This is a genomic window from Stenotrophomonas maltophilia group sp. msm4 (assembly GCF_032025605.1).
In the GTDB taxonomy this organism is placed as follows: domain Bacteria; phylum Pseudomonadota; class Gammaproteobacteria; order Xanthomonadales; family Xanthomonadaceae; genus Stenotrophomonas; species Stenotrophomonas sepilia.
This window is the reverse complement of record NZ_JAVSKK010000001.1, coordinates 1,011,135-1,029,177: the sequence shown is the minus strand read 5'-3', so window position 1 is coordinate 1,029,177 and position 18,043 is coordinate 1,011,135. Positions and strand designations below refer to the sequence as shown.

Here is an 18,043-nt window from a genome sequence, read left to right as displayed (position 1 = left end):
CTGCATGAGTTTCACTGTCGACGACCGCGTCCTGGCCCTGGCCGGCATTGCCCAGGCCCTGCAGCAGGTACGCCGCATCGCCGATACCGGCCATTCCGACGCCGCCGCCGTGCGCACCGCCGTGGACAGCGTGTTCCGTGTCGATGCGTCCTCGCCGCAGGCGGTGTTCGGTGACCGCCATGCACTGAAGGCCGGGCTGCGCCTGCTGCACAACTACTTCCGCAACCAGGGCCAGGATCCGATCCTGCCGAAGCTGGCGCTGTCGGTGCTGCAGCTGGAGCGCCGCTTCGTTCAGGATGGCGCCACCGTGAACAAGGTTGCTTCGGGCATCGAGCGTGCCCAGCGCCAGGCCACCGAACTGGGCGACAGCGGCCACCCGGATGTGCTGGCCAGCCTGGGAAGCCTGTACGCGGACACCATCAGCCACCTCAAGCCGCGGGTGATGGTACAGGGCAACCCGCACTACCTCGGCCAGGCCGGCGTGGTGGCCGAGATCCGTGCCCTGCTGTTGGCGGCGGTGCGCTCGGCAGTGCTGTGGCGCCAGCTGGGCGGCAGCTACTGGGACTTCCTGTTCGGGCGAAAGACGATGATCGAGGCCGTGGACCGCCTGCTGGCCTGAGGGTGTGGGGTCAGAGCCCTTTCCCATGGAAAAGGGATCCGACCCCGAGACCGCACAGGCGCCGGAAATCCGGCGCATTCAGAATGCACTTCCAGGCACATCGACGTTAAAGAGAAAGGGGGTACGGCCGATACATCCTCCGTGCACCTCCCGAGAACGTCCATGTACTCACGCATTTTCATCCGTCTGGCCGCCCCCCTGGCTCTGACCCTGCTGCTCCCCTTCGCCATCGGATTCGAATGGCCGGCCGCCCTGCGATGGGCGATCCTGACCACGATGACGCTGAGCTGGCTCGGCTTTGCGTGGTGGACCACCCGCGCTCAGGCACACCGTTCCCCGGAACACGCCCGTGTCCTGCGTGAGCAGGACCAGCTGCTGACCGAACTGCGCAATTTCGTCGGCAACGAGATCGAGGGTTCGCGCGGCGAAGTGGAACGCGCCCGTGACCTGATCCGCCAGGCGGTCTCCAGCCTCGGTGGCAGCTTCGATGCGATGAACCGCAAGTCGCGCCAGCAGAGCCAGGCCCTGTCGCGTATCGTCGACCGCGCCGGCGATGAAGGCAATGCCGGCCTCGACGTTGCCCGTTTCGCCCAGCACGCCAGCCACCGCATGGAACAGCTGGTGGAAGCGCTGGAACAGGTGAGCGGCCAGAGCAGCACCACCGTGCAGCACATCGACCAGATGGCACAGCACCTGGATGGCATCTTCGCGCTGCTGGAAGACGTCAAGTCGATCGCCGACCAGACCAACCTGCTGGCGCTGAACGCCGCCATCGAAGCCGCGCGTGCCGGTGAAGCCGGCCGAGGCTTCGCGGTGGTCGCCGACGAAGTGCGCAACCTGTCCGAGCGCTCGACCACCTTCAACGAGCAGATCCGCAAGCTGGCGCACAGCTCCAAGGACGCCATCGCCAAGGTGCGCGAGACGGTCTCGCACATGGCCTCGCGTGACATGGACCGTTCCCGCGAAGCGCGCCAGGAAGCGGCGGCAATGCTCGACAACGTCGCGCAGATCAATGCCTCGCTCGGCGACGGCATGCGCGAAGTGTCCGAGTGCGCCCGCGCGATCGATGGCAGCGTGGCTGAAGCCGTGCGCGCCCTGCAGTTCGAAGACATCGCCACCCAGGCGCTGGGCGGCGTGCACACCCACCTGGACCGTCTGACCGCGATCAACCGCGAAGCGGTGGCCCTGCAGGAGCTGCTGCACCGCAATGGCGGCGTGTTCGACGAGGAGATCGCCACGGCCCTGCAGCGCACCGGCAACCGCCTGCGCGAACTGCGCAGCGAATGGGAACGCCCGCCGCACAAGCCGGTTGCCCAGCAGAGCATGGGTGCCGGCACGGTAGAGCTGTTCTGATCCTGATGTCCGCTGCCCTCGCCGGCAGCCCGCAAGGCCCCGGTTCGTCCGGGGCCTTTGCCTGTAACCCGCCGCTGGATGCATCCTGTACGCGCACCATGACCCTGATCCGCGCCCTGCCCGCCCTCACCGACACCGAGCGCCCGCGCAACGCGAGCGTGCGTGAGCAGCTGCAAAAGCTGGAAGAGGTGGCGCGTGAGGAGATCCGCGAACTGCAGCAGCTGGCGGATGCGCGCCCGGCCCCCGCTGTGGACGACCACGATCTGCTGGGGTTGGCGTGGGACCTGGGGTTGGATGGCGAAGCCCTGAAGTAGATCCACGCCATGCGTGGATGGGTGCCGCGACATCTGCAATCTCTGCTTCGCCTGTCGCCTTTTAGGATTTGTTGCATAGCCTGAGGAAGGGGAAGAGGACACACTGCCCACTCCTCCCCTGTCTCTCTGGCCTCTGCATGACGTTCAATCTGGAAGAAGCCCGCGAGGCATTTGAGCGATTCCTGGTGTTGATGGACGGCCAGATAGAATGGCTGGTTGCGCAGGCTCAAATGCATGGCATTGAACTGGATAGCAGCCCCGAAAGTCTCGACAGGCTGGAACACCTCCATGACTTGATGGCAGCCACGCTGTCTGAGGATGAGCGGGACTCTCTGAGGGTCGTGTTCGCCCGATATCTAGGAGAGACCGTCAGGCTGGTACACGGTGGGAAGTGGACCCTGCCACTTGATGACCCAAAGGACGTCAACTTCAACAGGCCTGTCATCGTGGGGCACTCGCGCTACCCCATGTGTGAATTCAGCCCCATCCATGCGATACGCGCCTACTCGCTTCGCCGCCGCCCGGGGCTGATCAGAAGCATCGTAGCCAGCAGCGTCAACCCGCAGATCCTGGACCTAAGCGATCTGGCGGAAGAGGATTGAGCCAAATCGATCCGGCAAGGCATGTGACTTGTTGCTCGCACTCGAACCCGCAGTGCTAGCGCCGGCCATCCACATGGCATGATGCCCCGGTCCCGTTCATGGAAGACCGATGGCCATCGCCCTCATCGCAGTGCTGTTGATCGAGACCGTCCTTTTGATGGCCTGGGTGGCCGGCTATTTCAGCTGGGGCATCACCCTGTTCAATGAGCGCATCGCGGCGTCACCGGCCATGCAGGCCCGGCTCTCGCTGGGCAGCCTGGAACGTGACCTGCCGCAGGACAAATGGCTGCACCTGGCATTCCATGCGCTACCCGACGGCAGCATGGCGTTCCGCGAGAGCTTCGCGCCGAGCTTCGGCCTGCGCTACTTCCCGGTGATGCGAGGACGCGTCGTGCTCAACGCGCGACGGCATGAGGTGCGGGTGATCGGCCTGTGCAGCTGGTTCGTGGCGATCCTGTCGCTGCTGCTGTTGCCGCTGGTGGCGATGCGCCCGATGGTGGCGCCGCTGCTGGTGGTGCTGCCGCTGTTCCTGGCCAGCTATCTGGTCCAGAAGCGGCGCTATGCGGACATTGTCGAGACGCTGCGCATGCAGTTGAAGGCGGAATTTTCGAGGTAGATCCACGCCATGCGTGGAGGGTCGCATGTGCAGGCATTGGTGCCGACCAAGATCCATGCCCACGAGGGTGGGGTTACGCCGAGCGCAGGCATTCGTGCCGACCAAGGTCGGCACCTACCAGCGTCGGGTGGTCAGCGCACCAGCACCGCTTCGCTGCTGGCGTCGGTGCGCATCGGTAACGGACGCTGCTGACGCAGCCACTGCGCCAGGTCGCGCGGGCTGAGCGGGCGCGAGTACAGGTAACCCTGGATTTCGTCGCAGCCCTGGCGGCGTAGCATGTCTTCTTCCTGGTGCGTTTCCACGCCCTCGGCCACCACCTTCATGCCCAGCGCGTGGCCCAGGTGCACGATGGCCTGGGTCACTTCGGCCGTGCCGGAGTCGTGCAGCATGCCCTGCACGAAACTGCGGTCGATCTTCAGGCGACCCACCGGGAAGCGGTTGAGGTAGTTGAGGTTGGAGAAGCCGGTACCGAAGTCGTCCACCGCCAGCGGCACGCCGTGTCGTTCGAGCACGTCGAAGCAGTGGCGCAGGATGTCGGTGTCACGGATCAGCGCCGATTCGGTCAGCTCCAGCTCCAGCCGCTGCGGCGGCCAGCCGTGGGCATGGCAGATCTCGATCACACGTTCGGCGAAGCCACGGTCGCGCAGCTGCACCGCCGACACGTTGACCGCGATGCGGTCGAAATGCAGTCCTGCCCGGTCCCAGGCCGTTGCCTGGCGGCAGGCTTCGTTCAGAACCCAGTCGCCGATGCGCACGATCTCGCCGCATTTCTCGGCGATGGGAATGAACTCGGCCGGGCTGCAATAGCCGATGCCGGGGCGATGCCAGCGCAGCAGTGCTTCGATTGCCGGCGGCTCGCCCTGGTGGGCATGCAGCAGCGGCTGATAGGCCAGGCTGAACTCCTCGCGCTCGATCGCACCGTGCAGCGCGTGCTCAAGCTCCAGCCTGCGCTGGATGCGGGCCAGGGCATCCTGGCTGTAGTACTGGTAGGTGTTGCGTCCGGCTTCCTTGGCCGCGTACATGGCGGCGTCGGCAGCGCGCAGCAGTGAATCGAAATCGGTCTGCGCATCGCCCAGCATCGCGATGCCGACGCTGGCGCCGACCTTCAACGTGGTCTCGCCACGGCGCAGCGGCTCGGCCAACGAGGCGATCAGCTTGCGCGCCACGTGGCCGGCGTCTTCCGGCTCGGCCAGGTCGCGCAGCACCACAATGAACTCGTCGCCACTGAAGCGGCCAAACAGATCGTTGTTGCGCAGGTTCTGGTGCAGGCGGGTCGCGGCAGCCTTCAGCAGCGCATCACCCGTGGCGTGGCCGAAGCTGTCGTTGATGGTCTTGAAGCCGTCCAGGTCGATGAACAGCATCGCCAATGAGGTGCCGCGATCACGCGCCTCCTCGATGGCCTCGGCGGTCTGTTCGCCGAGCAGCACGCGATTGGGCAGGCCGGTCAGCAGGTCGTAGTGGGCCAGCAGCTCAATGCGCTCGTTGGCCTCGCGCTCGCGGGTGATGTCACGGAACAGGACGACGAAGCGCGGCGGCAGTCCGTCACGACGATCCAGCTCGATCAGCACCTGCACCCAGACACGCAGGCCGGACTGGCGGTAGAAGCACAGGTCCAGCTGCTCGGGCAGGCCGCCGTTGGCGATGCGGGCCAGCGCCGCCTCGAACGCATCGCGCGAGTCTTCGGTATACAGCGCCATCGCCTGATCGAGGGTGATCGGCTCCTTGCGCAGGCCGTGGATGCGATAGCATTCCTCGGTCCATTGCATGCTCCGGGTCTGCACCTCGATCTCGCAGCCGCCGATGCGGCCCAGCGCGGAAACCCGGTTCAGCAGTTCGGTGCGCCAGCGAATCAACGCGTCGGTCTGGTGCTGTTCGGTGATGTTCTGCACCTGACCGAGCAGGCGCTTGGGCTGCCCGTCCATGTCCAGCAGCGGCTGCATCCACAGCCGCAGGTGCTGTGATGGCTCATGGCCACGGGTCAGCTCCAGCTCGAGATTGGCGGCACGACCATCGCGCCACAGGCGCCGCCATGCCGCACGCAACGCGCCACGCGAGCGCGGATGCAGCTGCTTCAGCCAGCGCCGCTGGCCGGGCACGGCGCCGTGCTCCAGCGCCAGCAGCGAGCGCAGTTCCGGCGACCACCAGAAGTGCCCGCTGTTGGGGTCGAACGACCAGCTGCCCATGCTGGCGATGCGCTGGGCCTCGCTTAGGTGCAGCTGCTGTTCCTGCAGCAGCGATTCGAGCTGCTTCTGCTGCTCGATGTCGGTATGCGTGCCGACCATGCGCAGCGGCTGGCCATCGGCGGTGCGCGCGACCACGCGGCCACGATCCAGCACCCAACGCCACTGGCCATCGGCCTGGCGGAAGCGGAACTGTGCACTGTACTGCTCACTGCGCCCGCGCAGGTGCTCGTCGAGCGCGGCACGCACCTGGTCGATGTCCTCGCTGTGCACGCGCGACAGCAGTTCGGTGGCCGTCTCGTCGCCCAGCGACGGCGTGCGCGCCACCCGGTCACTGGGGATGTCCCAGTCCCACAGGCTGTGGCCGGCGCTGTCCAGTGCCAGTTCCCAGCGCCCGCCCCCGTCGACCGGCACCGGCTCGGGAATGCTCAGGGTGAACGCCAGCAGGTTGCCGGCACCGTCATGCACGGCGCGCAGGTGACCGTCGTAGTGGCCGCGCGGGCCGCCCGGCAGCGTACAGGGCACGATGCCCCCATCGGCGGCCATCAGGCGCAGATCTTCCAGCATCGGCGCATAGGCAGCCACGGTGGCCGGCAGGCCATGCTCGCGCGCGGCCGGATTGGCCGCCAGCGGGCGCCCGGTACGGTCGACGATGACCAGCGCCGACGCAAGCGGGTGCTGCAGCAGGCTGGCGATGATCCCTTGGTCCACGCGATCTTGCTCCGGATGACACGCCCGTCAGCGGGGCACGCAGTGGTTAACGGCGCCTGCGGCGGATAATTGAGTGGTGACGGCACGCTGCAGGGTAAGATGACCGGCGCCCCTTTCACCCGCCCCATCCATGCCCGCAGAACCGACCGGCAACGCCCCAGTTCCCGACCCGCGGATGGCGCAGGCACTGAGCCGTGACCGGCGGCGGGTGGTGTTGAGCTACCTGGTGATGGCGCTGGCCTGGATGATCTCCACCGACAGCGTGGTGCAGGCGCTGGTGCCCGATCCGCAGCAGGCGGCCCTGTGGCAGGGCCTGAAGGGCTCGTTCTTCGCCCTGGCCAGCGCGGGCCTGCTGTACCTGCTGCTGCGCCCGCTGGCCGAGCACGTGCTGCATACCCACGCCCGCCAGCAGGCCTCGGAGCTGCGCCTGCGGCAGATGTTCGAGGGCAACCCCGGCCCGATCCTCGTCTATGACCTGGACACATTGGCGATCCTCGACGCCAACCCAGCCGCCTGCACCGCTTTCGGCTGGGAGCGCGATGAGCTGCTGGAACAGACCATCGACGCCTTGTGGCCACCCGGCCAGGGCCAGGCGCTGCAGGCCAAGCTGGAGGCGATCCGCGAGGCGCCCGACGAGCTGTGCATCCTGCGCGCGCAGCTGCAGCTGCGCGATGGCGCGCTGCGGCAGATGGAACTGCGCTCCAACGCGATCAGTTACGACGGTCACAATGCGCGCCTGCTGATCGCCATCGATCGCACTGCCGAGGACCTGGCCCAGCTGCGTCGCGACCAGGCGCTGGCACGGGTGGAAGAAGCCCACGAACTGGCCCGCATCGGCGCCTGGGAGCTGGACCCGTCCACCGGGCTGGGCCGCTATTCCAACCAGGTCTATCGCCTGCTCGGCCGCCGCCCGCCCGAAGCCCGCCGCTGGCACCGCTTCGACGAACTGCTGGTGCCGGCCGACCCGGCCACCGCCACCCAGACCGAGCAGCTGCTGGCCGAGCTGTGCTCCGGCGAGCCGGTACAGGTGGACGTGCTGCTACCGCTGCTGTCGATGGACGGGCGCGCGCTGATGGTGCACCTGCGCGCCGCCAGTGGTCTTGATGAAGCTGGCCGCAACCGCGTGCTGGGCACGCTGCAGGACGTGACCGAACGCGAGCAGTCGCGGCGCCTGCTGCGCGAGCGCGAGGAGCAGTTCCGCGAGCTGGTGCGGGTACTGCCCGACGGCGTGGTGATCCTCTCCGACGAGCATGTGCTGTACGCCAACGCCTGGGCCGCCGGCCTGTTCGGCTACGGCAGCCATACCCTGCTGGGCGAGCCCTTGTCGGCACTGGTCGCTGCCGCAGACCTGCCGCGGGTGCGCAGCCAGCTGCGTGCCGGCCAGCCACATCTGGGACCGGGCCACAGTAGCGTGGTGGCCATGCAGCGCGGCGACGGCCGCAGCTTCCATGCCGGCCTGGCGGTGGGCGACGTGCGCTACGGTGGCCGCGACTGCAAGCTGCTGATCGTGCGCGATCTCAGTGATTCCGAACGCATCCGCAGCGCGCTGGAAACCAGCAACCGCGAACTGCAGGCGATGGCCGGGCGGCTGTTCTCGCTGCAGGAAGACGAGCGTCGTGCGATTTCGCGCGACCTGCACGATGACATCGGCCAGGCCATCACCGCGATCAAGCTGTCGGCGCACGCGGCGCTGGAAGAGGACGATCCGCAGCGGCGTGGGCAGGATCTGGCGCAGATCGTCAGCCTGGCCGACACCACCGTGGCCAAACTGCGCGACATCTCCACCCTGCTGCGCCCCCCGCAGCTGGATGCACTGGGCCTGGAGGCAGCGCTCAGCTGGCAGGCGCGGGTTCTGTTCCGCTCCTCGCCGGTGGAGCTGCGGGCCGAGATCGAGCCGTTGCCGCATCGCCCCGACAACAGCATCGAACAGGCCTGCTTCCGCATCGCACAGGAAAGCCTGACCAATGCGCTGCGCCATGCGCGCGCCAGCCAGGTCCTGCTGCAGCTGCGCGATGTCGGCCAGCGCGGCCTGCATCTGCAGATCCGCGATGACGGCGAAGGCTTCGATCCGGACGGCCCGCGCGGCCTGGGCCTGATCGTGATGCGCGAGCGCGCACAGAGCGTCGGTGGCCACGTGCGGATTGAATCCGCGCATGGCGAAGGCACCTTGGTCGATGTCCACCTCCCCTACCAGGCGGCCAGCAGGGCTGCCGTCGATTCACCGGAATACTGAGCCTATGTGGAATCCCAACCTGCCCCCGGTCAGCATCGATGATGCCCCCGACCGCCTTGGCGCCGGCAACCCCGAGCTGCAGGCGATGGTTGCCGAGGCGGCCTCCGGCGGTATCGCGCTGATGCTGATGCACGTGGACATCGACCACTTCGCATCGGTCAACGAGAACATGAGTGCCGAAGTGGGCGATCAGGCGCTGGTGCTGGTGGCACAGCGCCTGCAGTCTTACCTGCGCGGGCGCGGCAAGCTGTGGCGGCATGGCAGCGACGAGTTCCTGATCGCGGTGCCGCGCACCGCCGATCTGCCGTTGCCGGAGGATTTCGCCGAGGAGATCCGCCAGCAGATGGAGCTGCCACTGTCGGTGCTGCCGTACACGTTGTTCATGACCGGCAAGCTGGGCGTGAGCCTGTGCCCGGAACATGCCAGCAGCACCTCGCGCCTGCTCGACCATGCCGAGGATGCGCTGTACCAGGCCGCCCGCGAAGGCGGCAATGCCGTGCGCATCCATGCGGTGGACACCCCGCCGAGTGCGCACAGCGAGAGCATCATCGCGCGCCAGATCGTCGATGCCATTCCCAATGGCGAGCTGAAGCTGCGCTACCAGCCGCTGGTAAGCGCGCGCGACGGCCACGTGGTGGGCATGGAAGCGCTGCTGCGTTGGCAGTCGCCGACCCTGGGCATGCTGGTGCCGGAGCGCTTCATGCGCACCGCCGAACGCCTGGGCATCATCGTGCAGATCGGCACCTGGGTGCTGGAAGGCGCCTTGAAGCAGGCGCGGCTGTGGCGCGACCAGGGCTTTGATGACTTCACCATCGCAGTAAACGTGTCCACCCTGCAGCTGCTGCGGCCGAACTTCTTCGCCGAAGTGATGTCACTGCTGCAGGCGGCGGGCGTACCGGCGCACATGCTGACGCTGGAGATCAACGAGAGTGCGTTGACCAACAACGTCAATTTCGTCCACGAAACGCTGGCCAACCTGCGCAACGAAGGCATCAGCCTGAGCCTGGACAACTTCGGTACCGGCGACTCCAGCCTCAGCGCGCTGGTGCGCTACCCGGTGGACAAGCTGAAGATCGACCGCAGCTTCATCAAGAGCGCACCGGCTGGCAATCGTGAAGCGGCCATCGCCCGCGCGATCATCGCCATGGGCCACCAGCTGGGCATGACCGTGATTGCCAACGGCGTGGAATCACAGGCCCAGCTGGGCTTCCTGCGCCGCAACGACTGCGACGTGTTCCAGGGCTACCTGTTCGGCGAACCGATGTCGGCCGATGCCGCCGGCATGACCCTGCGCCGCCGCTACCTGCGTCCGGAAGCCTTCGCCGAGACGCGCCCGGACCGGACGCTGCTGCTGCTGGATGACGAGGAGAACGTGCTGCGCTCGCTGGTGCGCCTGTTCCGCCGCGACGGCTACCGCATCCTGGCCGCCGGCAACGTGCGCGATGCGTTCGACCTGCTGGCGATCAACGACGTGCAGGTGATCCTGTCCGACCAGCGCATGAGCGACATGAGCGGCACCGAGTTCCTGGGCCGGGTGAAGATGCTGTACCCGGATACGATCCGCCTGGTGCTGTCGGGCTATACCGATCTGAACACGGTGACGGATGCAATCAACCGCGGCGCGATCTATCGCTTCCTGACCAAGCCGTGGAACGACGACGAACTGCGCAAGCACATCCACCAGGCGTTCCGCACGTACGAGGAGCAGCGCCGCAGCAATGCCGGCCCGGCGCCGGTGGAGAGCGGAGATGGCGGCGAGGATCGCCCATTGCGGTAGCCATCCCCTCTGGTAGAGCCGGCCGCTGGCCGGCTGCTCTGGATATCGGGTTCAATGAGATTGCCGGCCAGCGACCGGCACTACCAGAAGCGGTCAGCGCGGCTGCTTGACCGGCAGCACCACGCGGAAGCGCGAGCCCACGCCGGGCGTGCTGTCCAGGTCGATGCGGCCGTGGTGCTTGTTGATGATGCTGTAGGAGATCGACAGGCCCAGGCCGGTGCCACTGCCCACCGGCTTGGTGGTGAAGAAAGGATCGAAGATGCGCTGGCGCAGTTCCGGCGAGATGCCACCGCCGGTATCTTCGAACTCAACCCAAACGTGATCGCCATCAACGCCGGTACGCACCGTGATCGTGCCGCGCTCGGCGATGGCATGGCCGGCGTTGAGCAGCAGGTTCATGTAGACCTGGTTCAACTCCGATGGCAGGCACTCCACCAGGGGCAACTGGCCGAACTCGCGCACCAGGGTGACCTTGTACTTGAGTTCGTTCCAGATGATGTTGATGGTCGATTCCAGGCCCGCGTGCAGGTCGACCAGCTTCCACGACTCGTCGCGGCCGGAATACGAGAAATCCTTCAGGTCGCGCACGATGCGGGTGACCCGCTCGATGCCTTCGCGCGATTCCGCCATCAGCTGCGGCAGGTCGCGGCTGATGAAATCGATATCCAGGCGGTCACGGATATCATCGATTTCCGGGATCAGCGCTTTCGGGTCCGGCGCGCGCAGGGCACGCTCGTAGGCTTCGATCACGGTGAACAGGCTGCGCAGGTACTCCTGCAGGCTGCCCAGGTTGGAGTGCACGTAACCGATCGGGTTGTTGATCTCGTGCGCGACGCCGGCGGCCAGCTGGCCGATCGACGCCATCTTCTCCGACTGCAGCAGCTTTTCCTGGGTGCCATTGAGGCGCAGGTAGGCCTGGCGCAGTTCGGCATGACGCTGCTGCAGCTCGCGTTCGTAGTCTTCCTGCCCTTCGATGTGGCGGAACAGGGCGAGGAAATGCCCCTGGCCGACCGGACCATGGTGGTACAGATGGGCGATGACCACGCCCTCGCCCAGCGGCAGGCTGCCATTCCAGTGACCATGCTGGCGAGCCTGTTCCAGCGCATCGGGCGGCAGCAGTTCGCGCAGGCGCTGCGGCGGCGGCAACCCGCCGTCCTCGCCACTGGCCAGCAGGTTCTGTGCGGCCGGATTGGCCAGGGCCACCCGCCCGTCATCGGTGAACAGCAGCAGGCCTTCGCGCAGGCGCTCAAGCAGGGCCTGCAGCACCGGCTGCGGCGGAAGGGGGGCGGTAACCAGGGCGTTGGCAGCGGACACGGCGACTCGGGACGTTCGAACAGGCGCCCAATATACGCGGTCATGCAGCGGGCTTCAGCCCGCCGGGAGGGGATATGCGACCGCCGTCGCCTCAGGCGACGGCGAGGGGCCGGCCGATGCTGACCGTGTGCGACTGGCCCTTGGCATCGTAGGCCGAGGCGTCTTCGGTGCGGCCGAGCTGGCGCAGCGCCCAGTTCACCTCGCGGCGGCGGCGCGACAGCAGTACGCCGTTGGCCCGGTTGCGCTCGGCCAGTTCCTGCAGCTGTTCGCCCTCGCCCACCGGCGGCGCGCCTTCCAGCGCACGCAACGCTTCCAGCTTGGCGCCGGTAGCCCGGATCAGGGCGTGCACGTCGTGCTCGACCAGGGCCTGGCGTTCAACGTCCAGGGCCTGGGCGAGACGCTGCAGCGGCTCGCTCATCGCCGCAGTCATCCGTGCAGCTGCTGGTCCAGATCGAGCATGCGCGATGCGATCGCGTCCGGATTGATCTTGTAGGTGCCGTTCTGCAGCGACTCGCGCACGGCGGCCACGCGCTGGGCATCGATCGCCGGGGCGGTGGTCAGCTCGCGCTCGATGGCCTGCAGATTGGTGGCCTCGCCGGTCAGGCGCAGGCTGTCGGCCGCCTCGACCGGGCGCGCCGCCGCATCGGTGCTGACACCGGGCTTGTTGGCCGGGGTCGTCACGCTGCGCAGTGCCTGGGGGACCTGCAGGTTGCCGTCGATTTTCTGGCTCATGGGGTGTCCTGGAGTTGCCGTTCACAAGGGATAACGGCCGCAGGGCCGTGATCTTTAGGGATATTTTGCGGTAATTCAACGCGCCACGATTACGTCACCTGCGGCATCGACCGTGCCTTGCACGATCCGCCGCGAGGACAGGTTCTCGACCGAGACCCGTTCGTTCTCACCGGCATCACCCATCGCACGGCCGGCAATGCGGACCTCGACCGAACCGCGACGCGACACCAGGGAAACATTGTCTCCTCGCTTGATGAGACGCTGCACCACCAGATCGTTGTTCGACAGCAGGGCCCCGGCCTGCAGCGGACGGCGGGCGACGCGGCCGATCGCTGCATTGGGATCGGACAGCACCGCGCCGGCAATCCGGGCAGCGTCACGCTGGGCAGTGGTGATATCGGCGGCAGTGAGGGTTTCTCCAGTGCCGATTCCGCGGTTGAGCACCAGTACGGTCTGGTTGCGCCGCACCTTTACCGGCACGAACAGGCGCCAGCCGCCCGCATCCGGACAGCTGACCTCCACCGTGGTGTTGGCGGTGGGTTGCACCTGCAACGCGCTGCCACATTTCGGCAGGCGCAGCGCATCGGCCACCTGGGCCTCGCCCTCGCTGCCCGCCGGCAGCGTCGACAAGGCCGCCGCGCGGATGCTCGCCACCGGCTGCCAGTCGGCGGCAGCCGCCCACGGCGAGGCCAGTGCCAGCGCGATGGTGAATAGAGATGTGACCCGGCGCATGGCGCCTCCTTCAATCGGCAAGAGCTGGCCCAGGTGCGTGCAAGGCGTGTGCCAGAGGGGCAGAGCTGTCTCGGTCGAACATGGCGCGCCACCACAATTGCGGTGTGCAGCGCGCAGGTGGCAGAGCACCCTCAAGTTTGGCGCCCAACGCGCCGATACAGCAGCCATGTCCCATGACCTGCTCAACCGGATCGACCAGCGGACCCGACTGGCCGGCCACAACCGCCTGGCGCTGCTGCTGTTCCGTCTCGGCGGACGTCAGCTTTTTGGCGTCAATGTCTTCAAGGTGCAGGAAGTCCTGCGGCGCCCGGAGCTGTTCCAGGTACCCGGCCTGCCCAGCCAGTTCGCCGGTGTGGCCGACGTGCGCGGCCGCTCGGTGCCGGTGCTGGACCTGGGCCTGGCGATCGGCCACCCCGAACGTGAGCCCGATGCCGATACCTCGCCGGGTTACCTGGTCGTCACCGAATTCAACCGCTCGATCCAGGGGTTCCTGGTCAGCGGCGTCGAACGCATCGTCAACATCGCGGTGGAAGACATCCACCCGCCGCCGGAGCTTGGCGCCGAGTCGAGCTACCTGACCGCGGTAACCCGCTTCCAGGGTGAGCTGATCCAGGTGATCGACGTTGAAAGCGTGCTGGCCGATATCGCCCAGGTGCGCGGTGACGCCGTACTCGATCCGGCGATGGCGATGCCCGCCGATGGCCCCCAGCTGCAGGTGCTGGTGGTGGACGACTCGCGCGTGGCCCGCCAGCAGATCCGCAGCGTGCTGGATCAGCTGGGCGTGGGTGCCACCCTGCTTTCCGATGGCAAGCAGGCTCTCGACCATCTGTTGCAGATCCACGCCTCGGGCGAAAACCCGGCCGAACGCTATGCCATGGTCATCTCCGACATCGAGATGCCGGCCATGGATGGGTACACGTTGACGACGGAAATCCGGCGCCACCCCGGCCTGGCCGGCCTCTACGTGCTGCTGCACACCTCGCTGTCGGGCGTCTTCAACAACGCCATGGTCGAGCGTGTCGGCGCCAACGCGTTCGTCGCCAAGTACTCGCCGCACGAGCTGGCTGACTTCGTGCTGGACCGCCTGCGCAAGGTGGCGATGGCGGCGTAGGGCCCTATCCTGTGGAGCCGAGCCCATGCTCGGCTTGTGCGGCGCCTGAACGAAAGGCAGCCGAGCATGGCTCGGCTCTACCAAGACGCACCGTGCTTTGGCACACCCCTTGCAGCTTCCCGGGCAACGTTCCCGTGGGAGTGCACCGTGCGCAACCTGATTACCGACTACCTGGGCGTCCACGCCCAGGCCATGCCGTTGCGCGAACAGCGGATGAAGCTGATCGCCAGCAACCTCGGCAATGCCGACACCCCCGGCTACAAGGCCCAGGACCTGGACTTCGATGCCGCCCTGCGCCATGCCCAGGGGCAGGATGCCAACGGCCTGATGGCCACCACCCATGAGCAACACTACGAAATCAGTAGTGGCCTGAACCCGTTCCAGATCGCGCGCGAGGGCGTGCAGCCCAGCCTGGACGGCAACACCGTCGATCCCGATGCCGAGCGTGCCGCCTATGGCCGAGCCGCGCTCGAGTACCGCGCCTCGCTCAGCTTTGTCGAGAGCAAGGTGCGTTCCATGCTGACCGCGATCACGGGGCAATAAGCCATGAGCAACCTGCCGATCTTCGATATCGCCGGCTCCGCGCTGCAGGCGCAGTCGGTGCGCATGAGCACCATCGCCTCCAATCTCTCCAACGCCGACACCGTGGCCGGGTCTGCCGACGCCGTGTACAAGCCGCTGGAGCCGGTCTTCCAGGCCGTCACCAGCAAGAACGATCCCAACATCACCTCGGTGAAGGTGAAGGAGATCACCCAGAGCGAAGCGGCGCCGATCAAGCGCTACGAGCCGGGCCACCCGCTGGCAGACGCCGATGGCTACATCTACCAGCCCGATGTCGATCCGGTGGCGCAGATGGTCAACCTGATCTCGACCTCGCGCAATTACCAGGCCGGCGTGGAGATGTTGACCACCGCCAAGGAACTGGCCCTGGCCACCTTGACCATGGGCCGCTGAGGCCCGCAGCACCGGATACCGCCATGACCACCGCCGTCAACAACCAGACCAGCCAGGACGTCTATTCCGCGCTGGGCCTGAACGCCCCCAACAGCAACGCCACGAAAAAGAAGAACACGCTCGACCAGGCCGACTTCCTGCGCCTGATGACCGAGCAGCTGCAGCACCAGGATCCGCTGAAGCCGATGGACAACACGCAGATGGTCGCGCAGATGGCGCAGATGTCCACCGTGCAGGGCATCACCGATCTGAACAAGACGGTGAAGGGCTTCCAGGAATCGATGGCCAGCGACCAGGTGCTGCGTGGCGCGGCGCTGGTCGGCCACCAGGTGCTGGTGCCATCGGAAAAGCTGGTGCTGGAGAAGGAAGGCAGCGTCGAGGGCACGGTGGCCGCGCCGTCGGCCGGCATCATCACCGTGGATATCACCGATGCCACCGGCGCCAAGGTCACCTCGCTGAGCGTGGAAGCCAAGGCGGCAGGCGAAACCGCCTTCCAGTGGGACGGCAAGGACGCCAACGGCAAGCGCATGGAACCGGGCAAGTACTCCATCGTTGCCAACCATGTCGATACCGCCGGCAAGAGCACCAAGCTGTCCACCTATGTGCAGGCGCCGGTGGAAAGCGTGACCGTCGGGTCCGACGGCCTGTACCTGAACCTCAAGGGCCTGGGCACGGCCCCGATCGACTACGTGCTCCGCGTCAGCTGAGCCGCACATCCCGCATCAACCAGGAGCATCCCATGGGCTTCAATGTCTCGCTGTCCGGCATCAATGCCGCCAACACCGACCTGAGCGTCACCGCCAACAACGTCGCCAACGTCAACACCACCGGCTTCAAGCAGTCGCGCGCCGAGTTCGCCGATCTGTTCGCCTCCACCAGCTATGGCCTGTCGAAGAACCAGACCGGCTCGGGCGTGCGCGTCTCCAACGTCGCCCAGCAGTTCATCCAGGGCCACAACGAGCAGACCGGGCGCAGCCTGGACATGGCCATTTCCGGTGAGGGCTTCTTCACCATGAACATGAACGGTTCGCGTGTGTACTCGCGTGCCGGCAACTTCCAGACCGATTCGGCCGGCTACGTGGTCAATCCGCAGGGCGCGCGCCTGCAGGTGTTCGCGCCGAATGCCGATGGCACCAACTTCGACGCAGGCCGCCTGGTCGACCTGCAGCTGTTGACCACCGACAGCCCGCCGAAGCAGACCAGCGAAGTGAAGGTGGGCTTCACCCTGCCGGCCAACGCCAAGCAGCCGACCGTGGCCACGTTCGACCCGACCGACTCCAACAGCTACAACCACTCCAGCGGCGGCATCACCGTATACGACTCGCTGGGCGTGAGCCATATCCAGGTCTCGTACTTCGTGAAGGGCGCCAACCCCAACGAATGGACCGTGCACAACTATGTCGATGGCCAGCCCGCCGGCACCCCGACCGCGGTCACCTTCGACAACAGCGGCAAGCTGACCGCCCCGGCCAACGGCAAGGTTGGCCTCGGCACCTTCACCCCGACCACGGGCGCTGGCCAGCTGAACATGACGCTGGACATCAGCGGTTCGACCCAGTACGGCGAGAAGTTCGCCCTGCGCAACACCCAGCAGGACGGCTATGCCGCCGGCAAGCTCAACGAGATCACTGTGTCCGAGTCGGGCGTGGTCTATGCGCGCTACTCCAACGGCGACGACAAGCCGCTGGGCCAGGTCGCACTGACCACCTTCAACAACACCCAGGGACTGGAATCGAAGGGCAACAACCTGTGGGTGGAGACCTTCGAGTCGGGCACGCCGCGCACCGGCATGCCGGACACCTCCAATCTCGGCAAGATCCAGGCCGGCTCGCTGGAAGCGTCCACCGTCGATCTCACCGAGCAGCTGGTCAACATGATCACCGCGCAGCGCAACTTCCAGGCCAACGCGCAGATGATCACCACGCAGGACCAGATCACCCAGACCGTCATCAACATCCGTTGATGAGCTGCTGACCCTGTCACGGAACTCCCCGCATGGATAAAGCCCTTTACGTGGCGATGACCGGTGCCCGCGCCTCCCTGCAGGCGCAGGGAACGCTCAGCCACAACCTCGCCAACTCGGACACTCCTGGCTTCAAGGAAGCGCTGGCCAACACCGAAGCCTTCCCGATCAAGGGTCAGGGCTTTGCCTCGCGGGTGGATGCGCTGCACGTCGACGCCGGCTTCAACCGCCGGCCCGGCGCGCAGCACATCACCGGCAAACCACTGGACCTTGCACTGCAGAGCGGCACCTGGCTGGCGGTGCAGGCGAGCGATGGCAGCGAAGCGTATACACGCGGCGCAGCCCTGTCGGTGACGCCGAACGGCCAGCTGGTGACCTCTGGCGGCCGCACTGTGCTGGATGACAACAACAACCCGATCGCCATTCCGCCCTACCAGGCGATGGAGATCGGTGCCGACGGCACGATCTCGATCATCCCGCAGGGCGAAGGCCCGCAGACGATGGCGCAGATCGGCCGGATCAAGGTGGTGCAGGCGCCGGACGAGCGCCTCGAACGTGGCCTGGATGGCCTGTTCCGCAACACCGACCCGCGCCAGCCGTTCGCACCGGCACAGGGCACCGCCGTGCACAGCGGGCAACTGGAAGGCAGCAACGTCGATGCTGCCGGTGCGCTGGTGCAGATGATCCAGCTGCAGCGCCAGTACGAAATGCAGGTGCAGGTGATCAAGCACGGCGACGACAACGCGCGCAGCGCCAACAGCCTGCTCCGCCTGGGCAGCTGACGGATTTCCGGCGCCGCCCGGGCACGGCGCTGGCACACCGCTTGCACACC

Annotated in this window: 18 protein-coding genes; 13 read left to right on the top strand and 5 right to left on the bottom strand. The window is 66.7% G+C overall.

Going from position 1 to position 18,043, the window contains the following annotated elements; genetic code table 11:
• Positions 1-4: 4 nt before the first annotated feature.
• The 5 genes from hflD (at position 5) to ROV93_RS04795 (ending at position 3,504) form a co-directional block, all read left to right on the top strand.
• Complete coding sequence (gene hflD, locus ROV93_RS04815) at positions 5-619, top strand: high frequency lysogenization protein HflD (protein WP_312538622.1); 615 nt, start codon at positions 5-7, stop codon at positions 617-619.
• 162 nt (positions 620-781) lie between these two features.
• Entirely contained in the window at positions 782-1,972 is a 1,191-nt protein-coding gene (locus ROV93_RS04810; RefSeq protein WP_033835503.1) for a methyl-accepting chemotaxis protein, read from the top strand.
• A gap of 98 nt (positions 1,973-2,070) precedes the next feature.
• The gene (locus ROV93_RS04805) at positions 2,071-2,286 is read left to right on the top strand and encodes a hypothetical protein (protein WP_072166977.1); all 216 of its coding nucleotides are present in this window, start codon (positions 2,071-2,073) and stop codon (positions 2,284-2,286) included.
• Between the two features lie 137 nt (positions 2,287-2,423).
• Positions 2,424-2,888 carry a hypothetical protein gene (locus ROV93_RS04800; RefSeq protein WP_072166976.1) on the top strand — a complete coding sequence of 155 codons (465 nt, stop codon included), beginning with the start codon at positions 2,424-2,426 and terminating at the stop codon, positions 2,886-2,888.
• 109 nt (positions 2,889-2,997) lie between these two features.
• Positions 2,998-3,504, top strand: a complete 507-nt coding sequence (locus ROV93_RS04795; RefSeq protein ID WP_059034401.1) for a hypothetical protein — start codon at positions 2,998-3,000, stop codon at positions 3,502-3,504.
• A gap of 131 nt (positions 3,505-3,635) precedes the next feature.
• Here the strand turns inward: ROV93_RS04795 and ROV93_RS04790 are convergent, their stop codons facing one another.
• A complete protein-coding gene (locus tag ROV93_RS04790; RefSeq protein ID WP_072166975.1) occupies positions 3,636-6,395 on the bottom strand; it encodes an EAL domain-containing protein in 2,760 nt (919 codons plus the stop codon).
• A 130-nt stretch (positions 6,396-6,525) separates the two neighbouring features.
• Between ROV93_RS04790 and ROV93_RS04785 the strand changes: the two genes are divergently transcribed.
• A complete protein-coding gene (locus ROV93_RS04785; RefSeq protein ID WP_072166974.1) occupies positions 6,526-8,628 on the top strand; it encodes a PAS domain S-box protein in 2,103 nt (700 codons plus the stop codon).
• 4 nt (positions 8,629-8,632) lie between these two features.
• Positions 8,633-10,405, top strand: coding sequence for an EAL domain-containing protein (locus tag ROV93_RS04780; RefSeq protein WP_005416466.1), 1,773 nt, complete (start codon positions 8,633-8,635; stop codon positions 10,403-10,405).
• 93 nt (positions 10,406-10,498) lie between these two features.
• Here the strand turns inward: ROV93_RS04780 and ROV93_RS04775 are convergent, their stop codons facing one another.
• The 4 genes from ROV93_RS04775 to flgA all read right to left on the bottom strand — a co-directional run bounded on the left by ROV93_RS04775 (position 10,499) and on the right by flgA (position 13,183).
• Entirely contained in the window at positions 10,499-11,719 is a 1,221-nt protein-coding gene (locus tag ROV93_RS04775; protein WP_053496680.1) for an ATP-binding protein, read from the bottom strand.
• A gap of 91 nt (positions 11,720-11,810) precedes the next feature.
• The gene (locus ROV93_RS04770; protein WP_014037132.1) at positions 11,811-12,149 is read right to left on the bottom strand and encodes a FlgN family protein; all 339 of its coding nucleotides are present in this window, start codon (positions 12,147-12,149) and stop codon (positions 11,811-11,813) included.
• Entirely contained in the window at positions 12,146-12,451 is a 306-nt protein-coding gene (gene flgM, locus ROV93_RS04765; RefSeq protein WP_005409579.1) for a flagellar biosynthesis anti-sigma factor FlgM, read from the bottom strand. Before flgM ends, ROV93_RS04770 begins: the two co-directional genes overlap by 4 nt.
• A gap of 75 nt (positions 12,452-12,526) precedes the next feature.
• Complete coding sequence (gene flgA / locus ROV93_RS04760; protein ID WP_072166973.1) at positions 12,527-13,183, bottom strand: flagellar basal body P-ring formation chaperone FlgA; 657 nt, start codon at positions 13,181-13,183, stop codon at positions 12,527-12,529.
• A 166-nt stretch (positions 13,184-13,349) separates the two neighbouring features.
• On the opposite strand from flgA, the gene ROV93_RS04755 reads away from it, so the two are divergent.
• The 6 genes from ROV93_RS04755 to ROV93_RS04730 all read left to right on the top strand — a co-directional run bounded on the left by ROV93_RS04755 (position 13,350) and on the right by ROV93_RS04730 (position 17,993).
• Complete coding sequence (locus tag ROV93_RS04755; RefSeq protein ID WP_019659622.1) at positions 13,350-14,294, top strand: chemotaxis protein; 945 nt, start codon at positions 13,350-13,352, stop codon at positions 14,292-14,294.
• Positions 14,295-14,441: 147 nt separating this feature from the next.
• The gene (gene flgB, locus ROV93_RS04750) at positions 14,442-14,837 is read left to right on the top strand and encodes a flagellar basal body rod protein FlgB (protein WP_005409576.1); all 396 of its coding nucleotides are present in this window, start codon (positions 14,442-14,444) and stop codon (positions 14,835-14,837) included.
• A 3-nt stretch (positions 14,838-14,840) separates the two neighbouring features.
• Positions 14,841-15,248 (top strand): flagellar basal body rod protein FlgC, encoded by a 408-nt coding sequence (flgC, locus tag ROV93_RS04745; RefSeq protein ID WP_072166972.1) that lies wholly within the window; start codon positions 14,841-14,843, stop codon positions 15,246-15,248.
• Positions 15,249-15,271: 23 nt separating this feature from the next.
• The gene (locus ROV93_RS04740) at positions 15,272-15,955 is read left to right on the top strand and encodes a flagellar hook capping FlgD N-terminal domain-containing protein (RefSeq protein ID WP_005416460.1); all 684 of its coding nucleotides are present in this window, start codon (positions 15,272-15,274) and stop codon (positions 15,953-15,955) included.
• Between the two features lie 32 nt (positions 15,956-15,987).
• Positions 15,988-17,211, top strand: a complete 1,224-nt coding sequence (gene flgE, locus ROV93_RS04735) for a flagellar hook protein FlgE (RefSeq protein ID WP_005416459.1) — start codon at positions 15,988-15,990, stop codon at positions 17,209-17,211.
• Between the two features lie 32 nt (positions 17,212-17,243).
• Complete coding sequence (locus ROV93_RS04730; protein WP_072166971.1) at positions 17,244-17,993, top strand: flagellar basal body rod protein FlgF; 750 nt, start codon at positions 17,244-17,246, stop codon at positions 17,991-17,993.
• Positions 17,994-18,043: the final 50 nt, after the last annotated feature.